Raw genomic sequence first — 17207 nt, 5'->3', positions numbered from 1 at the left:
GCCGGCTACCGGGTGTCCTGCCGCTTCACGACCACCTCACGCACCACCAGCAGGATCGCCGCGGCGGTGGGGATGGCGAGCAGCGCGCCGACGATGCCGAGCAGCGCGGTGCCGACGAGCGCGGCGATGACGACGACGGCGCCGGGCACGTCGACCGAGCGGCGCATCACGCGCGGGTAGATCACGTAGTTCTCGACCTGCTGGTAGATCAGGAAGAAGACCGCGCAGGCGACGCCGATCTGCACGTCGGTGGCGAAGCCGATGGCGGTGACCACGATCGCGCCGAGCGTGGCGCCGATCATCGGGATGATGTCGAGCAGCGCCACCACGAAGGCCAGCGCCACGGCGTACTCGCCGAGGCCCACGATGAACAGGAACGTCAGCGACGACAGGCCGGCGCACATCGCCACCACGAACGCGCCCGAGACGTAGCCGCCGACGTTGCGCACCACCTTGTCGCCGAGCCGGGCGACGCGGTCGCGCCGCGAGGCGGGGGCGAGGCGGTAGATGGCGCTTTTGGTGAGCTCGAGGGAGGAGAGGAAGTACAGCGTCAGCACCACGACGATGAAGACGTTGAACAGCGCCGAGAGCACCCGCAGCCCGAGGCCGAGCGCCCCGCCGAAGACGCTGCCGAGGAAGTCGCCGTTGGCGACGTACTCCTGCACCTTGTCGATCACGCCGTACTCGGCGTCCAGCTCGCGCACGGTGGCGTTGTTCTGCAGGTCGTCGAGCCAGCCGGGCACCTGCTCGGTGAGCGAGGCGACCTGGTCGGTGATGACCGGGACGATCGCCACCAGGAACAGCCCGACCGTGGTCAGCGCGGCCACGATGACCACGGCGCAGGCCCAGCCGCGCGAGAGCCCGCGGCGTCCGAGGAACTCGACCGCGGGGTTGAGGCCGCAGGCCAGGAACATCGAGACCACGACCAGCATCAGCACCGAGCCGATGCCCATCAGCGCCTCGAAGATGAACCACGCCGTCAGCGCACCGGCGGCGCCCACGAAGCCGATGAAGAACGGGTTGCGCCGGCTGAACGGCTTGCCCTGGTGGCCGTACTCGGTCTCCTCGGGCCAGGGCGCGGCGGGATCGGGCGGGAAGGTCTCGTCGGCCGCCTCGGGGGCGTCGACGGACGCCACGCCCTCACCGGCCGTGGGGGCCTCGCGCTCGCCGGTCATGCGCGCATCATGGCAGCCACGACCCGCCCGGCGAACGGTGTCGCCGGGCGGGTCGGGGCTGCGTCGGTCGGGCGGGCTCCGTCGGGCGGTAGGCGGCCCGGTCGGTCAGCGAGCGGCGGGACGCACGACGGTGGCGTCGGACGCCGGGGCGTCGCCGGCCGCGTCCGGCTCGTCCGGCTCGTCCGTCTCGTCCTCGTCGTCGGCGAACAGCTCGGAGGCGTCGACGGCGTGGGTGGCGTCGGCGGGGGCGTCGGCCGGCTCGGCCGGCTCGGCCGACACAGCGGCGTCCGGCTCGTCGTCGGCGTCGGGGGCGAACCCGGCGACGACGTCGCGCAGCGCGGCCAGCTGGGCGGTGATGGAGTCACGGCGCTTGACCAGGCGCTCGAGCTCGGCCCGGGTGGCGGCGATCTGGCGCTGGACGGCCTCGTCGCGGCTGGCCTTGGTGCTCTCGGCCTGGTGCTCGGCGGCCGCCACGACCTGCTCGGCCTCGCGGCGAGCCCGCTGCAGCAGCGCCTCGCCCTCCTGCTGGGCGGCGGCGCGGTTGGCCGTGGCCTGGGCGGAGGCCTCGGTGGCGCGCTGCTCGGCGGCCTGCGCCCGCTGCTCGGCCTCCTCGACCAGGCGGCGGGTCTCGGCCATGGCGGTGTTGTGGTGGTCGGTGGCCTCGCGGGCCAGCCGCTCCTTCTCCACCGCGAGGGTGCGGCGGGCCTCCTGCACCTCGCGGTCGGCGGCGGCGCGCTGCTGCTCGACCTCGCGGGTGGCGGCGGTGCGCATCTCGCTGGTCTCCTGCTGGGCGGCGAGGCGGACCTGGTCGGCCTCGCGCTTGGCGGAGGCGAGGATGTCGTCGGCCTCGCCGCGGGCCAGGGCCCGCTCCTGCTCGGCGTCGGCCTGCAGCCGGGTGCGGGTCTCGTCGAGCTCGCGCAGCTGGACCATCTTCATGTCCTCGGCCTCGCGGGTGGCGTCGGCGCGGATGGCCGTGGCGTCGCGCTCGGCCTGGGTGCGGATGTCGGCGGCGTCGCGCTGGGCGACCTCGCGGATCTCGTCGGCCTCCTCCTCGGCGAGGCGCAGCATCGTGCTGGCCCGGCCGCCGAGACCGGCGTAGGACGGCGACTTCTGCTCCTCGATCTCGCGGCGGGCGGCGGAGAGCTGCTCCTCCAGCGCCGCGATGCGCCGCTCGGACTCGGACAGCCGGGCGCTCAGGCCCGCCTTCTCGCTGCTGAGCTGGCGGACGCCGGCGTCGACCGCAGCCTTGTCGTAGCCGCCGCGGCGCACGACGGGGAAGGCGCCGATGGTGGTGCTGGTGGCCGCGGGCGGCACGACCGGACGCGGTGGCGCTCCGGTGACGGCGGGGAAGGTCTGCGTGCGCTGGCCGTCGGCCGCCTGGGGCGTGCGCTGGTCGGCCCGCCCCGTCTGGTGGGGCCGGTTGGGCCCGTTCGGCTCGGCGTTCTCGGGCTCCTGGTCGAAGATGGACAGGCCCTCGTCAGTCATCAAGCGGTCCTCGTGGTCGTCGTGGTCGGGGAAGGGTGGGAAGGCCCCCATGATCCCTGATCGGGCGCACCGATCCCAACAGGCTCGCGCCCATCCGGTAGACGCGCGGACCCGCCACGAAGTTGTCACCCGACGGCTGCCGGGGCCCGCTATCTCGGCGACGGCCGACGAAACTACGGGTTGTGCGACGAAGGTTCGTCGCACAACCCGCAGTTTCACCACTTAAGTGGTGAAACTGCCCCGCTCGGCGACCCTGCCGGCCGCTCAGACCCCTCGGAACCGGTTGATGGCGTCGAGGTGCTGCTCGCGCAGCTCGTGGTCGCGCACGCCGAGGCCCTCCTCGGGAGCGAGGCACAGGACGCCGACCTTGCCCTGGTGGGCGTTGCGGTGGACGTCGAGCGCGGCCTGGCCGACGTCGTCCATCGAGTAGGCGCGCGAGAGCGTGGGGTGGATCCTGCCCTTGGCGACGAGACGGTTGGCCTCCCACGACTCGCGGTAGTTGGCGAAGTGGCTGGAGACGATGCGCTTGAGGTTCATCCACAGGTAGCGGTTGTCGTACTCGTGCATGTAGCCGGTCGTGGAGGCGCAGGTGGTGATGGTGCCGCCCTTGCGGGTCACGTAGACCGAGGCGCCGAAGGTCTCGCGGCCGGGGTGCTCGAAGACGATGTCGATGTCCTCGCCGCCGGTGAGCTCGCGGATCATGCCGCCGAACCGCTTCCACTCCGCGGGGTCCTGGGTGCGCTCGTCCTTCCAGAACCTCAGGTCGGCCTCGCTGCGGTTGATGATCAGCTCGGCGCCCATCGAGCGGCAGATGGCCGCCTTCTCCTCGTTGCTGACCACGCACACCGGGGTGGCGCCGCCGTTGAGGGCGTACTGCGTGGCGAAGCCCCCCAGCCCGCCGGAGGCGCCCCAGACGAGCACGTTGTCGCCCTGCTTCATCTGCCCGCCGTGGTGGCTGACCAGCTGGCGGTAGGCGGTGCAGTTGACCAGACCGGGGGAGGCGGCCTCCTCCCAGGTCAGGTGGTCGGGCTTGGGCATCAGCTGGTTGGCCTTGACGAGCGCGACGTGCGCCAGGCCGCCGAAGTTGGTCTCGAAGCCCCAGATGCGCTGCTGCGGGTCGAGCATCGTGTCGTCGTGGCCCATGTGGTCCTCGAGCTCGACCGAGAGGCAGTGCGCGACGACCTCGTGGCCGGGCTGCCACTTGGTCACGCCGGGCCCGGTGCGCAGCACGACGCCGGCCAGGTCGGAGCCGACCACGTGGTAGGGCAGGTCGTGGCGCTTGGTCAGCGGCGAGACGCGGCCGTAGCGCTCGAGGAACCCGAAGGTCGAGACCGGCTCGAAGATCGAGGTCCAGACGGTGTTGTAGTTGATCGCCGAGGCCATCACGGCCACCAGCGCCTCGCCGGGGCCGAGCTCGGGCAGCGCGACGTCCTCGACGTGGAGGGACCTGCGGGGGTCCTTGTCGCGGGTCTCGAGGCCCTCGAACATCCCGACGTCGTCCTTGTGCACCGTCACCGCCCGGTAGGACTCGGGCAGCGGCAGCGCGGCGAAGTCGGCGCCGGCGGTGTCGCCGGCCTGGATGGCGTCGAGGATGGCCTGCATCCCGCGGAAGATACCGACTGGTAACCGCGTCGGGAGCCCGGTGTGGGGGACGTCTCAGACGGGCTCGGGTGCCGCGGCCTCGGCGGTGACCCGTCGGCTGACGGCCCAGCCCCAGATCGTCGCCAGCGGGAACATCAGCACCGAGTAGACCGCGGCCGGCACCGAGATCGCGGTGGAGTCGAGCACCTCGACCGCGACGTAGATCGCCAGCGTGCCGTTGTGGACGCCGATCTCCATCGACGACGCGATCGCCTGCCGCTCGCGCACGCCGACGGCCCGCGGGACGACGTAGCCCACGGCCAGGCTGATCACGCAGAACAGCGCCGCGACGACGCCGACGTCGGCGAGGTAGCCGCCGACGTCCTCGCGCTGGTCGAGCAGGATGCCGAGCACCAGGATCGCGAGGATCACCGCCGAGCCGATGCGCACGGGCCGTTCCATGCGGGCGGCGAAGTCGGGCCGGGAGGCGCGCACCGCCATCCCGATGGCCACGGGCACGAGGATCAGCGCGAAGACCTGCACGACCTCGCCGATCGGCATCGTGACGCTGTCGTCGCGGCCGAAGTGGTCGATGGCGAGGTTGGTGATCAGCGGCAGCGTGCCGATGGCCAGCACGGAGTTGACCGCGGTGAGGCTGATGTTGAGGGCGACGTCGCCGCGGAACAGGTGGCTGAACAGGTTGGCCGTGGTGCCGCCGGGCGAGGCGGCCAGCAGCATCATGCCGATCGCGAGCAGCGGGTCGAGGCCGAACAGCTCGACCAGGCCGAAGCAGACCAGCGGCAGCAGCACCAGCTGGCAGGCGAGCGCGACGACGGCCGCGCGGGGGTGCCGGGCGACCCGGCGGAAGTCGGCCAGGGCGAGGTCGAGACCCAGCCCGAGCATGATGATGCCGAGCGCGATCGGCAGTCCGACGGTGCTCAGCGCCGAGTCCATGCGCGGACCCTAGTGCCGCGCGGCGGTCGCGTCAGCGGGTCGCGGCAGGTGCGTCGTCGCCGAGGCGCGGCAGCACGGTGAAGCCGTAGGCGGCGCGGTAGCTCTCGTCGTCGTCGATGCGCGTCAGCAGCGCCGTCCGCCCGCCGGGGCGCCGCGGGGGCAGGTAGCTCTCGGAGACGCCCTCGAGGTGGAGCAGGACGTCGCCGGTGCGGGCGTCGACCACGATGCTGCAGGTCACCTCGCATTCGCTGGTGTTGCCGGCGATGTAACGGCCGTCGACGTCCCAGCCGCCGACCGAGTGGGGGATGCGCCACCGCAGCTCGCCGGTGCGCAGGTCGAGGGCGGCGGAGTGCTCGAAGCCGTCCCTGACCAGCACGGCGCCGTCGGCGACCTGGTCGATCTCGGTGTAGTCGGACGAGGTCCACAGCACCTCGCCGGAGCGCGCGTCGAGGGCGGTCAGGCCGGTGTCCGAGTCGGCGACGACGTCGACCCGCGGGGTGTCGAGGACCAGCGGCTCGAGGCAGGCCCTCGGCCGCTTCGTGGTGCGGCGACCAGCCACGGTGGCCTGCCACAGCGGCTCGCCGTCGAGGTCGAAGGCGCTGATGCGGCTGCGGCAGCCCCGCGGGGTGCGCCGGCTCTCGACCACCTCGAGCCTCTCGGAGGCCAGGGGCGGGTAGATGGCGTAGTCCTTCGAGGCCTCGAGCACGTCGGCGTCGACGGTCGCGCCGGTGGCGGGGTCGACGAGGAACTGCTGGCTGTTGCTGCCGTCGGGGAACGACTGGACGAGCAGCCGCTGGTCGCGCTCACCCACCAGGAAGGTGTTCTCGGTGTAGGTGCCGAAGTCGTCGACCCACAGCGGGTCGCCGGTGCGGGCGTCGCGGGCGGTCATCGTGCAGTCGCCGTCGGAGTCGTCGGTGCGCCCGCCGGTGCAGGTGGTGGTGAAGACCCGGCCGTCGCCGCCGGTGGAGTAGCCGTTGGACGGCGCCCGCCACAGCTCGTCGCCGGTGCGCAGGTCGACCGCGACGACCTCGTGGTCGGCCTTCGGCTTGAGGCTCTGCTCGGCCACGGCCACGTCGTCGCCGGCGAAGAACGGCCACACGTCGTCCTTGCCGTCGGGGGTCCAGCGCCACCGGAACTCGCCGGTGGGGGACAGGCGCGCGATGGCCTGGGTCTCGACCGCGACGTAGTCGCCGTCGAGGCGGCGGAGCTCGAGGGGCTGGCCGCGGTGCTCCTCACTGCGCCAGGTGAGCGGGTCGAGGGCGGCGGGCTCGGGCTCCGCGGGCGGCTCGGGCGTGGGGGTCGGCGTCGCGGTGGGCGTCTCGCTCGGGGTCGGCTCGCTCTGCGGTGCGGGGTCGTCGTCCTGCTGGCAGGCGGTGAGCACGGTGCCGACGAGGAGCAGGGCGAGCAGCGCGGTGGCACGACGGACGTGGAGCGGGACCATGCGGGTGCTGTGCCCGGTGCCCGCGGCCGGCACACCTCCCCACGCGGGTCGTCGGCACCGGTGAGCGGACCCGCCGGGCAGGATGACGGTGTGGCGAGCGGATCGGCCGAGGCGGCGCAGTGGTGGCGAGAAGCGTGCGAGCGGGTCTGCACCCTCGTGGAGCAGGCGGTGGACGACGACCCGGGCGCCCTCGAGCGACCGGTGCCCGCCTGCCCCGACTGGTCGGGCCGGCAGCTGCTGGCGCACATGGTGGGCCTGACGGCCGACGTCCTCGACGGCGACGAGCCCGACGACCACAACGAGGCGTGGACGCAGGCGCAGGTCGACCGGCGGGCGCGCGACGACGCGGCCACGATCGTGGCCGAGTGGCGTCGGCTGGCGCCCGCCGTGGTCGCCTACGTGCGCGAGACCGACGCGCGACCGCTCGGCGACGTCACCATCCACGAGCACGACCTGAGGGGTGCGCTGGGGCGGCCGGGAGCCCGCGACGTCGCGGCCGTCGGCGTCATCCGCGAGCGGATGGCGGCCCGGCTGGCCGCCCGTGTGACCGGGGCGGGCCTCGCGCCGGTGCGGCTGGCCTCGCCGGAGTGGTCGTGGTCGAGCGCGGACGGCGAGCCCGGCGTCGTGCTCGAGGCCCCGGGGTTCGACCTGTTCCGCGCGGTCACGAGCCGCCGCACCGCCGACCAGCTGCGCGCCTGGACGACGCAGGGTGACGTCGAGCCCTACCTCGACGCCTTCGCGGTGCTGGGGCCGCTGCCCGGTCGCAGCCTGGGGGAGTAGGTCAGGAGACGCGCAGGTCGTCCCAGGGCACCTCGGCGGTGCGCCGCTGGTACTCGCCCACCAGGCCCGGCCAGTTGGTGGTGATGCGCTCGCCGTCGACGTACCAGGAGTCGCAGCCCGCCCACGCCGTCGTGCGCAGCCGCTGCTGCATCTCGCGGTCGTAGGCCTCGGCCGCCCCGGGGTCGGGCTCGACGGCGTCGACCCCGTCGGCGAGGCGGCGCGCCACCTGGGCGATGTAGCCGGCCTGGGCCTCCATCATCGCGATCATCGAGCTGCCGCCGAGGTTGGTGTTGGGGCCGTAGACCAGGCACAGGTTCGGGAAGCCGGGCATCGTCACGCCGAGGTGGGCGCGGGCGCCGTCGGCCCAGTGCTCGCGCAGGTCGAGGCCGCCGGCCCCGGTGACCTCGATGCCGGCCAGGAACTCGGTGGCCGCGAAGCCGGTGCCCCAGATGAGGACGTCGGCCTCGTGCAGCGTCTCGCCGCAGCGCACCCCGCCGGGCTCGACGGCGGTCACGGCGTCGGGCACGACCTCGACGTGGGTGCGGGCGAGGGCGGGGTACCAGTCGTTGCTGAACAGGATGCGCTTGCAGCCGATGTCGTAGTCGGGCTCGAGCACCCGGCGCAGGGCCGGGTCGGGCACCTGGCGACGCAGGTGCAGCCGCCACGCGGCGCGCACCGCCGCGAGGAACGCGCGGGAGTAGGGCGCCCGCCCACCGAGGGCGGCGTTGAGCCGCTCGCTGAGGAAGAACACGCCGCGACGCTCGGCCCCGAGCAGCGCGGGCCAGCGCGCGAACGCCCGCTGGTGGCCGGGGCTGTAGGCCTGGTCGGGCTTGGGGATGACGTAGGGCGCCGAGCGCTGGAAGACCGTCATGGTGCCGACCTGGTCGACGATGCCGGGCACGAACTGCACGGCGCTGGCGCCGGTGCCGACGACCGCGACCCGCGCGCCGCGCAGGTCGACGTCGTGGCGCCAGCGAGCGGAGTGGAAGGCGGGCCCGGCGAAGGTCTCGACGCCGGGCAGCCGCGGCACGACGGGGGTCGAGAGCTGTCCGACGGCGGTGACGACGAGGTCGGCGGTGCGCTCGGTGCCGTCGGCGGCGGTCACGACCCAGGTGGGCCGGCCGGGGCCGGACTCGTCGAGACGGCAGGAGACGACGTCCACGCCGGTCTGCACGAGGTCGAGCAGGCCCTCACGCTGCGCGCACTCGCGCACGTAGCGCAGGATCTGCGGCTGCTGGGAGTAGCGCCGGTCCCAGCCGGGGTTGGGCGCCCACGACCACGAGTAGAGCGGTGACGGGACGTCGCACGCGGCGTTCGGGTAGGTGTTGTCGCGCCACACGCCGCCGATCTCGTCGCCCCGCTCGAGCACGGTGACGTCGTCCACGCCGGCCTCGCGCAGTGCGCGGGCCGCGCCCAGGCCGCCGAACCCGGCCCCGATGACGATCACCCTCGGACGACGGACCCCGGCGCTCATGCGGGTGAACCTAGCCGGTGTGCGGCGCCCGTCGGCCGGTGTTCACCTGCACGCCACCTGCCCCACGCCCGGGCTGCCTACGTTCCGCGCCATGACCGTCCCACCCCAGACCCCCTCTCGGACCCGACCGCTGCTGTCGCTGACCCCGCTCACCCCCGCCGGCGCGCACGGCCGCTCCTCCCGCGACCCGCAGACCTGCCTGTTCCGCTGCGGCAACGCGTGCGACCACCCCGAGCCCAACCCCACCGACAACCCGCACGTGCAGGCCGCCGTGACCCGCGCGGTCGGACGCCGCCGCCTGCTGCAGGGCGCCGCGCTCGGCTCCGGCGCCCTCGTGCTCGGCGTCACCGAGTCCGCCGCCGCGGACCCGTCGTCCGCCGAGAAGGCGGTCGCGGGCAGCGCCGAGGCGCAGCGCGCCGCGCTCGCCGGCGGCGACCTCGGTCTCGCCGACTTCCGCCCGGTGCCGCCCAACCGCCGCGACGCCGTCGCGGTGGCCGCGGGGTTCACCAGCTCGGTCGTCATGCGCTGGGGCGACAAGGTGCTGCCCGGCGCGCCGGAGTTCGACGCCTACCGCCAGACCGCCGAGGCGGCGATGAAGCAGTTCGGCTTCAACTGCGACTACGTCGGCCTGGTGCCGGTCGAGGGCAGGCCGAACCAGGCGCTGCTCGTGGTGAACCACGAGTACACGACGGCCGCCTACATGTTCCCGGCCGATGTCTACACCGACGACGAGAAGCGCCGCATCGAGATGGCCAGCCACGGCATGTCGGTGGTGCTGGTCCGCCGCGGCGCGACCCCGGGCTCGTGGAAGCAGGTGACGCCGGTCAACGCCGCCGCCCAGAACCGCCGCATCCACACCGGCACCCCGTTCCGCGTGGTCGGCCCGGCCGCCGGCGACGACCTGCTGAAGACCACCGCCGACCCGAGCGGCACCCGCGTGCTCGGCACGCTGAACAACTGCGCCGGCGGCATGACGCCGTGGGGCACGGTGCTCTCGGGCGAGGAGAACTTCAACCAGTACTTCGAGGCCTCGGGTGCCCTCGACTCCCGATACACCGCCCAGTACGCCCGCTACGGCATCCGCGCCGCCGGCAGCCGCAACTGGAAGGCCACCGACGCCCGCTTCGACCTCACCGCCGAGCCGCACGAGCCGCACCGCTTCGGCTGGGTCGTCGAGGTCGACCCGAGCGACCCGACGTCCACGCCGCGCAAGCACACGATGCTCGGCCGCTTCAAGCACGAGGGCGCGAACGTCGTCCTCGACAAGTCGGGGCGCGCCGTGGCCTACATGGGCGACGACGAGAAGGGCGACTACCTCTACAAGTTCGTCTCGAGCGGCAAGTTCGACGGCCGTGGCACCCGCGCCGCGCGCACCAACAACCTCAAGCTGCTCACCGCGGGCACCCTGTTCGTGGCCAAGCTGACCGGTGACGGTGACGAGGACGGCGTCTACGACGGCACCGGCGAGTGGATCCCGCTGGCCAACGAGCGCCGCTCGTTCGTGCCGGGCATGTCGCTGGCCGAGGTGCTGGTCTTCACGCGGCTCGCCGCCGACCTGGTGCAGCCCACCAAGATGGACCGCCCCGAGGACGTCGAGCCCAACCCGGTCACCGGCAAGGTCTACGCCGCGCTCACCAACAACGACGGCCGCGGCACCGCCCAGGCCGCCGACGAGGCGAACCCGGTCACCAGCTCGATGGTGCGCTCGGCGCCGAGCGCGCCGCTGACCCCGGCCACGGGCAACCGCAACGGCTACGTGCTCGAGATCGCGCCCGACCGCAGCGGCCACCTCGCGCGCACCTTCACCTGGAACCTGCTGCTCGTCTGCGGCGACCCGGCGGCGTCCGAGACCTACTTCGGCGGCTTCGACAAGGAGCAGGTGAGCCCGATCAGCTGCCCCGACAACCTGTCGTTCGACAGCACGGGCAACCTGTGGGTCAGCACCGACGGCAACGCGCTCGGCGGCAACGACGGCATCTTCCGGGTGCCGACCGAGGGCCCCGACCGGGGCAAGGTGCAGCAGTTCCTCTCGGTGCCCCGCGGCGCCGAGGCCTGCGGCCCGCTCGTGATCGACGAGGACCGCTCGCTGTTCGTCGCCGTGCAGCACCCCGGTGAGATCACCGGCGCCACCTTCGAGGCGCCCGCCTCGACCTGGCCCCACACCGACGACTTCCCGCGCCCCGCGGTCTGCGTCGCCTACCTCGACCGGTGATCCGACGCTGATCCGACGCTGACCCGTCAGACATGTCTGACGGGTCAGCGTGGTCAGGTGATGGTCATGCCGCCGTCGACGGCGAGGGTCTGGCCGGTGATGTAGCCGCCGGCGTCGGAGGCGAGGAAGACGACGGTGGCGGCGAGCTCGGTGGGGTCGCCCTTGCGACCGGCCGGGATGCGCGCGCCCTGGGCCTCGAGGTAGCCCTCGGGGTACTGGTCGGTCATCTCGGAGGCGAAGAACCCGGGGGCCACGGCGTTGACCCGGATGCCCTTGCGGCCGGTCCACTGCTGGGCGAGGTCGCGGGTCAGGCCGATGAGCGCCGCCTTCGACGCCGAGTAGGCGGCCTGGGGGAGCCCGGCGGTGGTCAGGCCGAGCACCGAGGAGATGTTGACGATGCTCGAGCCGGGCTCCATCACCCGGCCGCACGCCTGCGCCATCCAGTAGCAGCCGTTGAGGTTGACGTCGATGACCGAGCGGAACTGCTCGGGCGTCTCGCGGGTGGCGGGGACGGCGGTGCCGACGCCGGCGTTGTTGACCAGGACGTCGACGCGGCCGAGCTGGTCGACGGCCGCCGCGACCAGCGCGGTGCACGAGTCGGGGTCGGCGACGTCGGTGGCCACGGTGACCGCACGTCGTCCGGCCGCCTCGACCAGGCGCGCGGTGTCGGCGAGCCGCTCGGCCCGACGGGCGCCGAGGACGACGTCCGCCCCGGCCTCGGCCAGGCCCTGGGCGAAGGCCACGCCGAGGCCGCTCGACGCGCCGGTCACGATCGCCACCTTCCCGTCGAGTCGGAACAGGTCGGGGACGGCGCGGGTGCTCATGCGTCGGATCGTAGGGGGCCTACGGCTGCTCGGTGCCGCCCGTCCGGCGGCGCATCTCGGCGTCGAGGGAGAGCTCGAAGCCGGCCATCGTCTCGGAGCTGGCCGGGTCGTCCATGCGCCGCAGCAGCTCGTCGAAGCCGACGTCCTCGACGTGCTGGTGCACCCACCACAGGTTGCCCCACGGGTCGGCCACCCGCGCCACGTCGTCGCCGAACGGCAGCGAGGTGCGCGGCGTGACGACCCGTGCGCCGGCGGCCTCGGCCCGCCGCACGACGCCCGCGACGTCGTCGACCGCGACGCGCAGCAGCGAGGGGTGCGGCGTCCACCCGTCGTGGGCGTCCATGACCACCACCGTGCTCGCCCCGAGCCGGGTCTCGGCGTGGCCGATCCCGCCGTCGGGACCGGGCACCCGCCCGGCCTCCTCGGCACCGAAGACCTCGGCGAGGAAGGCCAGCAGACCCTCGGCGTCGGCGGCCACGATCCAGGGGGATACCTCCATGCGGGCAACCTACGCGGCGCGGTAGCATCAGCACCGTGAGCACCCGGGTCCTGCTTCTTGGACAGCCGCGCTGATCGACCACTGATCGCGCGGCCACCCCTCCCTGCGAGGGGTTTTTTCATGTCCGGACCCGAACGCCCCCCGCACCAGAGCGCAGCCCAGGAGCAGACGCCATGAGTCAGCAGATCGAGCAGAGCCAGGCCGACCAGGCCGACCAGGCCGACCGCACGGAGTCCTACGACCCCGCGGCGGTGGAGCCGAAGTGGCAGCAGGTGTGGGCCGGGCTCGACCCCTTCCGCGCCGACGACGACGTCGTGCGCCGCGGCGAGCGGGAGAAGCGCTACGCGCTGACGATGTTCCCCTACCCCTCGGGCGACCTGCACATGGGCCACGCCGAGGTCTTCGCGCTGCACGACGTGATCGCGCGCTACTGGCGCTTCCGCGGCTACGAGGTGCTGAACCCGATGGGCTGGGACTCCTTCGGGCTGCCGGCCGAGAACGCCGCGATCCGCAACGACGAGCACCCGGCCACCTACACCTACGCCAACATCGAGACCCAGATCGCCTCGATGCAGAACTACGGCCTGAGCTTCGACTGGTCGCGGCGGCTGCACACCTCCGACCCGGAGTACTACCGCTGGACGCAGTGGCTGTTCCTGCGGCTGCGCGAGCAGGGGCTGGCCTACCGCAAGAACAGCCCCGTCAACTGGTGCCCGCAGGACCAGACGGTGCTGGCCAACGAGCAGGTGCTGGCCGACGGCACCTGTGAGCGCTGCGGCGCCGAGGTGACCAAGCGCGAGCTGACGCAGTGGTACTTCCGCACCACGGCCTACGCGCAGGAGCTGCACGACCGCCTGGACGACCTGCAGGCCACCTGGATCGGCAAGGTCGTCAACGCCCAGCGCAACTGGATCGGGCGGTCGGAGGGTGCCCACGTGCGCTTCGACGTCGACGTCGAGGGTGCCGAGCCGCTGACCGTCTTCACCACCCGCCCCGACACGCTGTGGGGCGCGACCTTCATGGTGGTCGCGGCCGACGCGGGGCTGGCGGGCGAGCTGGTCTCCGACGGGCAGCGCCAGGCGCTGGAGGACTACCGCGCGCAGGTCGCGAAGGCCTCCGACATCGACCGCCTGGCCACCGACCGGCCCAAGACCGGCGTCCCGCTGGGCGTCACCGCGACCAACCCGGTCACCGGCGAGGCCATCGAGGTGTGGGCGTCGGACTACGTGCTGGCCGACTACGGCACCGGCGCGATCATGGCCGTGCCCGCGCACGACCAGCGCGACCTGGACTTCGCCCGCGCCATGGGGCTGCCGGTGCGGCGCGTCGTCGACACCGGCGCCGAGGACCCCGCCGAGAGCGGCGTCGCCACCACCGGCGACGGCGTCTACGTCGACTCCGGCCCGCTGGACGGGCTGCGCGACAAGACCGAGGGCGTGCGCCGCGCCATCGAGCTGCTGGAGGCCGAGGGCCGCGGCACCGGCACCGGCACGGTCAACTTCCGGCTGCGCGACTGGCTGCTGTCGCGGCAGCGCTACTGGGGCGCGCCGATCCCGATCATCCACTGCCCGGTCGACGGCGAGGTCGCCGTCCCCGACGACCAGCTGCCGGTCGAGCTGCCCGAGCTGCGCGGCGCCGACCTGAAGCCCAAGGGCACCTCGCCGCTGGGCGCGGCGACGGAGTGGGTCGAGGTCGACTGCCCCACCTGTGGTGGTCCGGCGCGTCGCGACACCGACACGATGGACACCTTCGTCGACTCGTCGTGGTACTTCTTCCGCTACCTGTCGCCGCACGACGACACGCAGGCCTTCGACCCCGCGCTGGCCACGGCGTGGGGGCCGATCGACCTGTACATCGGCGGCGACGAGCACGCCGTCCTGCACCTGCTGTACGCGCGCTTCTTCACCAAGGCGCTGCGCGACATGGGCCTGATCGACTGGGACGAGCCGTTCTCGGCCTACCTGTCCCAGGGCAAGGTCATCAACAACGGCCGCAAGATGAGCAAGTCGCTGGGCAACGGGGTCAACCTGGGCGCCCAGCTGGAGGAGTTCGGCGTGGACGCCGTGCGCCTGACGCTGGTCTTCGCCAGCCCGCCCGAGGACAACATCGACTGGGCCGACATGAGCCCCGCCGGGTCGCTGCGCTTCCTTCAGCGCGCCTGGCGGCTGAGCGGCGACGTGACCTCCGAGCCGGGCACCGACCCCGCCGGCGGCGACGTCGCGCTGCGCCGCGTCACGCACCGCACGGTCGCCGACGCCGAGACCCTGGTCGAGGGCCACCGGTTCAACGTGATGGTCGCCCGCACCATGGAGCTGGTCAACGCCACCCGCAAGGTGATCGACAGCGGGGCCGGCGGCGCCGATCCGTCCGTGCGCGAGGCCGTCGAGGCCGTCGCCATGCTGCTGTCGATGGTGGCGCCCTACGTCGCCGAGGAGATGTGGGAGCGGCTGGGCCACGCGCCGTCGGTCGCCCAGGCCGCCTGGCCCACCGTCGACCCCGCGCTGCTGGTCGAGGAGTCGGTGACCGCCGTGGTGCAGGTGCAGGGCAAGGTCAAGGCCCGCCTGGAGGTCTCGCCCGCCGTCACCGCCGCCGAGCTGGAGGCGCTGGCCCTGGCCGACCCCGCCGTCGTCGCCGCCGTCGACGGCCGCGAGGTGCGCAAGGTGATCGTGCGCGAGCCGAAGCTGGTCAGCGTCGTCGTCTGAGGCTCCACCGTTCGTGAGCCTGGCGACGGGCCCACCCCACGGGCCCTGAGCCTGAAGGGCCTCACGCCCGCAGGTCGTCGCCCAGCAGCGCCCGGTGCAGGACGGCGACCAGCTCGCCGCGGGTGACGATCCCGGCGAGCCGGCCGGCGTCGTCCAGCACCGGCACGTGCTTGTGGCCGGAGCCCGTCATGAGCGGCACGAGATCGGCGACCGGGGTGGACGCCGGCACCGTCACGACCTCGGTGGTCATCACGGTCTCGACCGGGTCGAGCTCGGCGAGGTCGCGCTGGAACAGGTCGCCGACGCCGACGATGCCGACGACGTGCCGCTCGGTGTCGACCACCGGCAGCGACTTCACGTGCCGGTCGACCATCACCGTGCGGGCGCGGAACAGCGACTCGAACGGGTGCAGCACCGCGACGTCGGTGAGCATGACCGCCGCGACCGGCAGCGAGCCGAGCCGCCGGTCGAGGGCGTGCGTCTCGGCGTCGCGCAGCAGGGCGACGACGTCCGCGGGCAGCACGTCGAAGCGACCCAGCCGGGCCATCGCGGCCTCGACATCGGGTGCCTGCACGCCGAGCGCGTCGGTGGGGGAGACGGGGGCGGGCGGCGCCGGGCGGTGGGGGTAGCGGCGTCCGGTCAGGCGGTGCACCGCCAGGGCGACGGCGAGCAGCGCGAGCGTGTTGACCGCCACCGGCAGCGCGACGAACGCCCAGCCCTGCTCGTCGATGGCGGGCGTAGCGGTGGCGGCGAGGAGCGCGCAGGCGCCGCCGGGCGGGTGCAGGCAGCGCAGCAGCATCATCGCGACGATCGCCATGCCGACCCCCACGCCGGCCGCCACCAGCGGGTCGCCGAGCAGCTCGTGCGCGGCCAGGCCGATCGCCGTCGAGACCAGGTTGCCGCCCACCACCGGCCACGGCTGCGCGAGCGGGCTCGTGGGGACGGCGAACAGCAGCACCGCGCTCGCCCCCATCGGCGCGACGAGGTAGGGCAGCAGCTCGGGGCCGCCCGGCACCAGCCGCGCCACGCCGCCGCAGACCAGGATGCCGACGAGGGCACCGAGACCGCCGCGGGCCAGCTCGGCACGGGAGTAGCCGGTCACGACCGGCACCCTAGGGGGGCCGCCACTACCCTCGGCGCATGTCCTCGGTCGCGGTGGTCACCGACTCCACCGCGAGCCTGCCTCGCGACGTCGCCGCGGCGCACCGCATCACCGTGGTGCCGCTGCAGGTGGTCATCGGCGCCGACGCGCACGACGAGGGGACGCCGGAGGCGACCCCGCAGCGCATCGCCGACGCGCTGCGCGACTTCCGACCGGTGAGCACGTCGCGGCCGTCGCCCGCCCTGATCCGGCAGGTCTACGACGACCTCGAGCGGGGCGGCGCCGAGCGGATCGTCTCGGTGCACCTCTCGGCCGAGATGAGCGGCACCTTCGAGTCGGCGCAGATCGCCTCCCGCGACGCCCGGCTGCCCGTCACCTGCGTCGACACCCGTCAGGTCGGGGTGGCCACGGGGTACGCCGCGCTGGCCGCCGCCGAGGCCGCCTCGGCCGGGCGCCCGGCCGGCGACGTGGCCGAGGCGGCCCGACGACGGGCCGAGGCGTCGTCGTCCTTCTTCTACGTCGACACCCTCGAGCACCTGCGCCGCGGCGGGCGCATCGGCACCGCGGCGGCGCTGCTCGGCGGGGCGCTGGCGGTCAAGCCGATCCTGACCATCGACGACGGCTCGGTCTCCTCGCTCGAGCGCGTGCGGACGTCGGGCCGTGCGCTGGCGCGGCTGGCCGACCTCGCCGTCGCCGCCGCGGGCGACCGGCAGGTCGACGTGTGCGTCGCCCACCTCGCCGGCGAGGAGCGGGCGACCGACCTGTCCGCGCAGCTGGCCGCACGCCTGGCCGGGCCGCTGGGCGGTCGCGAGGTGTGGACCACCGAGGTCGGCGCCGTGCTCGGCGCCCACGTCGGTCCGGGGATGCTGGCGGTGTGCGTGGCGCCTCGCTGAGGCACCTCCCGAGCCCGTCCGGGGCCACGGAATGTCCCGGAATGTCCCGGAATGTCCCGGAACCGTCCACAGGCGAGGTCCGCGA

Annotated in this window: 13 protein-coding genes; 4 read left to right on the top strand and 9 right to left on the bottom strand. The window is 73.7% G+C overall.

All coding sequences use genetic code 11. The annotated features are described in order from the left end of the window. Window positions 1-5 precede the first annotated feature (5 nt). From ABEA04_RS11500 to ABEA04_RS11480, 5 genes are all read right to left on the bottom strand, one after another. Window positions 6-1175 (bottom strand): AI-2E family transporter, encoded by a 1170-nt coding sequence (locus ABEA04_RS11500; RefSeq protein ID WP_345458461.1) that lies wholly within the window; start codon window positions 1173-1175, stop codon window positions 6-8. 105 nt (window positions 1176-1280) lie between these two features. After that, complete coding sequence (locus ABEA04_RS11495) at window positions 1281-2660, bottom strand: coiled-coil domain-containing protein (protein WP_345458459.1); 1380 nt, start codon at window positions 2658-2660, stop codon at window positions 1281-1283. Between the two features lie 264 nt (window positions 2661-2924). Further along, window positions 2925-4262: a crotonyl-CoA carboxylase/reductase gene (gene ccrA / locus ABEA04_RS11490; RefSeq protein ID WP_345458457.1), complete on the bottom strand. Its 1338-nt coding sequence runs from the start codon at window positions 4260-4262 to the stop codon at window positions 2925-2927. 54 nt (window positions 4263-4316) lie between these two features. After that, the gene (locus tag ABEA04_RS11485) at window positions 4317-5195 is read right to left on the bottom strand and encodes a bile acid:sodium symporter family protein (RefSeq protein WP_345458455.1); all 879 of its coding nucleotides are present in this window, start codon (window positions 5193-5195) and stop codon (window positions 4317-4319) included. 31 nt (window positions 5196-5226) lie between these two features. After that, complete coding sequence (locus ABEA04_RS11480; protein WP_345458453.1) at window positions 5227-6636, bottom strand: outer membrane protein assembly factor BamB family protein; 1410 nt, start codon at window positions 6634-6636, stop codon at window positions 5227-5229. Window positions 6637-6726: 90 nt separating this feature from the next. On the opposite strand from ABEA04_RS11480, the gene ABEA04_RS11475 reads away from it, so the two are divergent. Then, window positions 6727-7416 (top strand): maleylpyruvate isomerase N-terminal domain-containing protein, encoded by a 690-nt coding sequence (locus tag ABEA04_RS11475; RefSeq protein ID WP_345458450.1) that lies wholly within the window; start codon window positions 6727-6729, stop codon window positions 7414-7416. Window position 7417: 1 nt separating this feature from the next. On the opposite strand, the gene ABEA04_RS11470 is transcribed toward ABEA04_RS11475, so the two are convergent. Further along, window positions 7418-8890: a flavin-containing monooxygenase gene (locus ABEA04_RS11470; RefSeq protein ID WP_345458448.1), complete on the bottom strand. Its 1473-nt coding sequence runs from the start codon at window positions 8888-8890 to the stop codon at window positions 7418-7420. Between the two features lie 91 nt (window positions 8891-8981). Between ABEA04_RS11470 and ABEA04_RS11465 the strand changes: the two genes are divergently transcribed. Next, on the top strand, window positions 8982-11102 hold the full coding sequence (locus ABEA04_RS11465; protein ID WP_345458446.1) for a PhoX family protein: 2121 nt from the start codon (window positions 8982-8984) through the stop codon (window positions 11100-11102). Between the two features lie 53 nt (window positions 11103-11155). Here the strand turns inward: ABEA04_RS11465 and ABEA04_RS11460 are convergent, their stop codons facing one another. Together ABEA04_RS11460 and ABEA04_RS11455 are read right to left on the bottom strand one after the other, a co-directional pair. Beyond that, window positions 11156-11926: an SDR family NAD(P)-dependent oxidoreductase gene (locus ABEA04_RS11460; protein ID WP_345458444.1), complete on the bottom strand. Its 771-nt coding sequence runs from the start codon at window positions 11924-11926 to the stop codon at window positions 11156-11158. Window positions 11927-11945: 19 nt separating this feature from the next. Beyond that, the gene (locus ABEA04_RS11455) at window positions 11946-12425 is read right to left on the bottom strand and encodes a VOC family protein (protein WP_345458442.1); all 480 of its coding nucleotides are present in this window, start codon (window positions 12423-12425) and stop codon (window positions 11946-11948) included. A gap of 173 nt (window positions 12426-12598) precedes the next feature. On the opposite strand from ABEA04_RS11455, the gene leuS reads away from it, so the two are divergent. After that, window positions 12599-15127, top strand: a complete 2529-nt coding sequence (gene leuS, locus ABEA04_RS11450) for a leucine--tRNA ligase (RefSeq protein ID WP_345458440.1) — start codon at window positions 12599-12601, stop codon at window positions 15125-15127. A gap of 61 nt (window positions 15128-15188) precedes the next feature. Here the strand turns inward: leuS and ABEA04_RS11445 are convergent, their stop codons facing one another. Continuing rightward, a complete protein-coding gene (locus ABEA04_RS11445; protein ID WP_345458439.1) occupies window positions 15189-16229 on the bottom strand; it encodes an HPP family protein in 1041 nt (346 codons plus the stop codon). A 38-nt stretch (window positions 16230-16267) separates the two neighbouring features. Between ABEA04_RS11445 and ABEA04_RS11440 the strand changes: the two genes are divergently transcribed. Further along, window positions 16268-17122 (top strand): DegV family protein, encoded by an 855-nt coding sequence (locus ABEA04_RS11440; protein ID WP_345458437.1) that lies wholly within the window; start codon window positions 16268-16270, stop codon window positions 17120-17122. Window positions 17123-17207: the final 85 nt, after the last annotated feature.

Source organism: Nocardioides marinquilinus, assembly GCF_039543705.1.
Classification (GTDB): domain Bacteria; phylum Actinomycetota; class Actinomycetes; order Propionibacteriales; family Nocardioidaceae; genus Nocardioides; species Nocardioides marinquilinus.
Note: the sequence above shows the minus strand (reverse complement) of the source record. Positions and strands in the feature narration are given on the sequence as shown.

Excerpts from the sequence above, each read along its gene's own strand:
- ABEA04_RS11465 (WP_345458446.1), top strand. The coding sequence starts at position 8,982 with ATGACCGTCCCACCCCAGACCCCCTCTCGGACCCGACCGCTGCTGTCG.
- ABEA04_RS11485 (WP_345458455.1), bottom strand. The coding sequence starts at position 5,195 with ATGGACTCGGCGCTGAGCACCGTCGGACTGCCGATCGCGCTCGGCATC.
- ABEA04_RS11460 (WP_345458444.1), bottom strand. The coding sequence starts at position 11,926 with ATGAGCACCCGCGCCGTCCCCGACCTGTTCCGACTCGACGGGAAGGTG.
- ccrA (WP_345458457.1), bottom strand. The coding sequence starts at position 4,262 with ATGCAGGCCATCCTCGACGCCATCCAGGCCGGCGACACCGCCGGCGCC.
- ABEA04_RS11455 (WP_345458442.1), bottom strand. The coding sequence starts at position 12,425 with ATGGAGGTATCCCCCTGGATCGTGGCCGCCGACGCCGAGGGTCTGCTG.
- ABEA04_RS11470 (WP_345458448.1), bottom strand. The coding sequence starts at position 8,890 with ATGAGCGCCGGGGTCCGTCGTCCGAGGGTGATCGTCATCGGGGCCGGG.
- ABEA04_RS11495 (WP_345458459.1), bottom strand. The coding sequence starts at position 2,660 with ATGACTGACGAGGGCCTGTCCATCTTCGACCAGGAGCCCGAGAACGCC.
- ABEA04_RS11480 (WP_345458453.1), bottom strand. The coding sequence starts at position 6,636 with ATGGTCCCGCTCCACGTCCGTCGTGCCACCGCGCTGCTCGCCCTGCTC.
- ABEA04_RS11440 (WP_345458437.1), top strand. The coding sequence starts at position 16,268 with ATGTCCTCGGTCGCGGTGGTCACCGACTCCACCGCGAGCCTGCCTCGC.
- leuS (WP_345458440.1), top strand. The coding sequence starts at position 12,599 with ATGAGTCAGCAGATCGAGCAGAGCCAGGCCGACCAGGCCGACCAGGCC.
- ABEA04_RS11500 (WP_345458461.1), bottom strand. The coding sequence starts at position 1,175 with ATGACCGGCGAGCGCGAGGCCCCCACGGCCGGTGAGGGCGTGGCGTCC.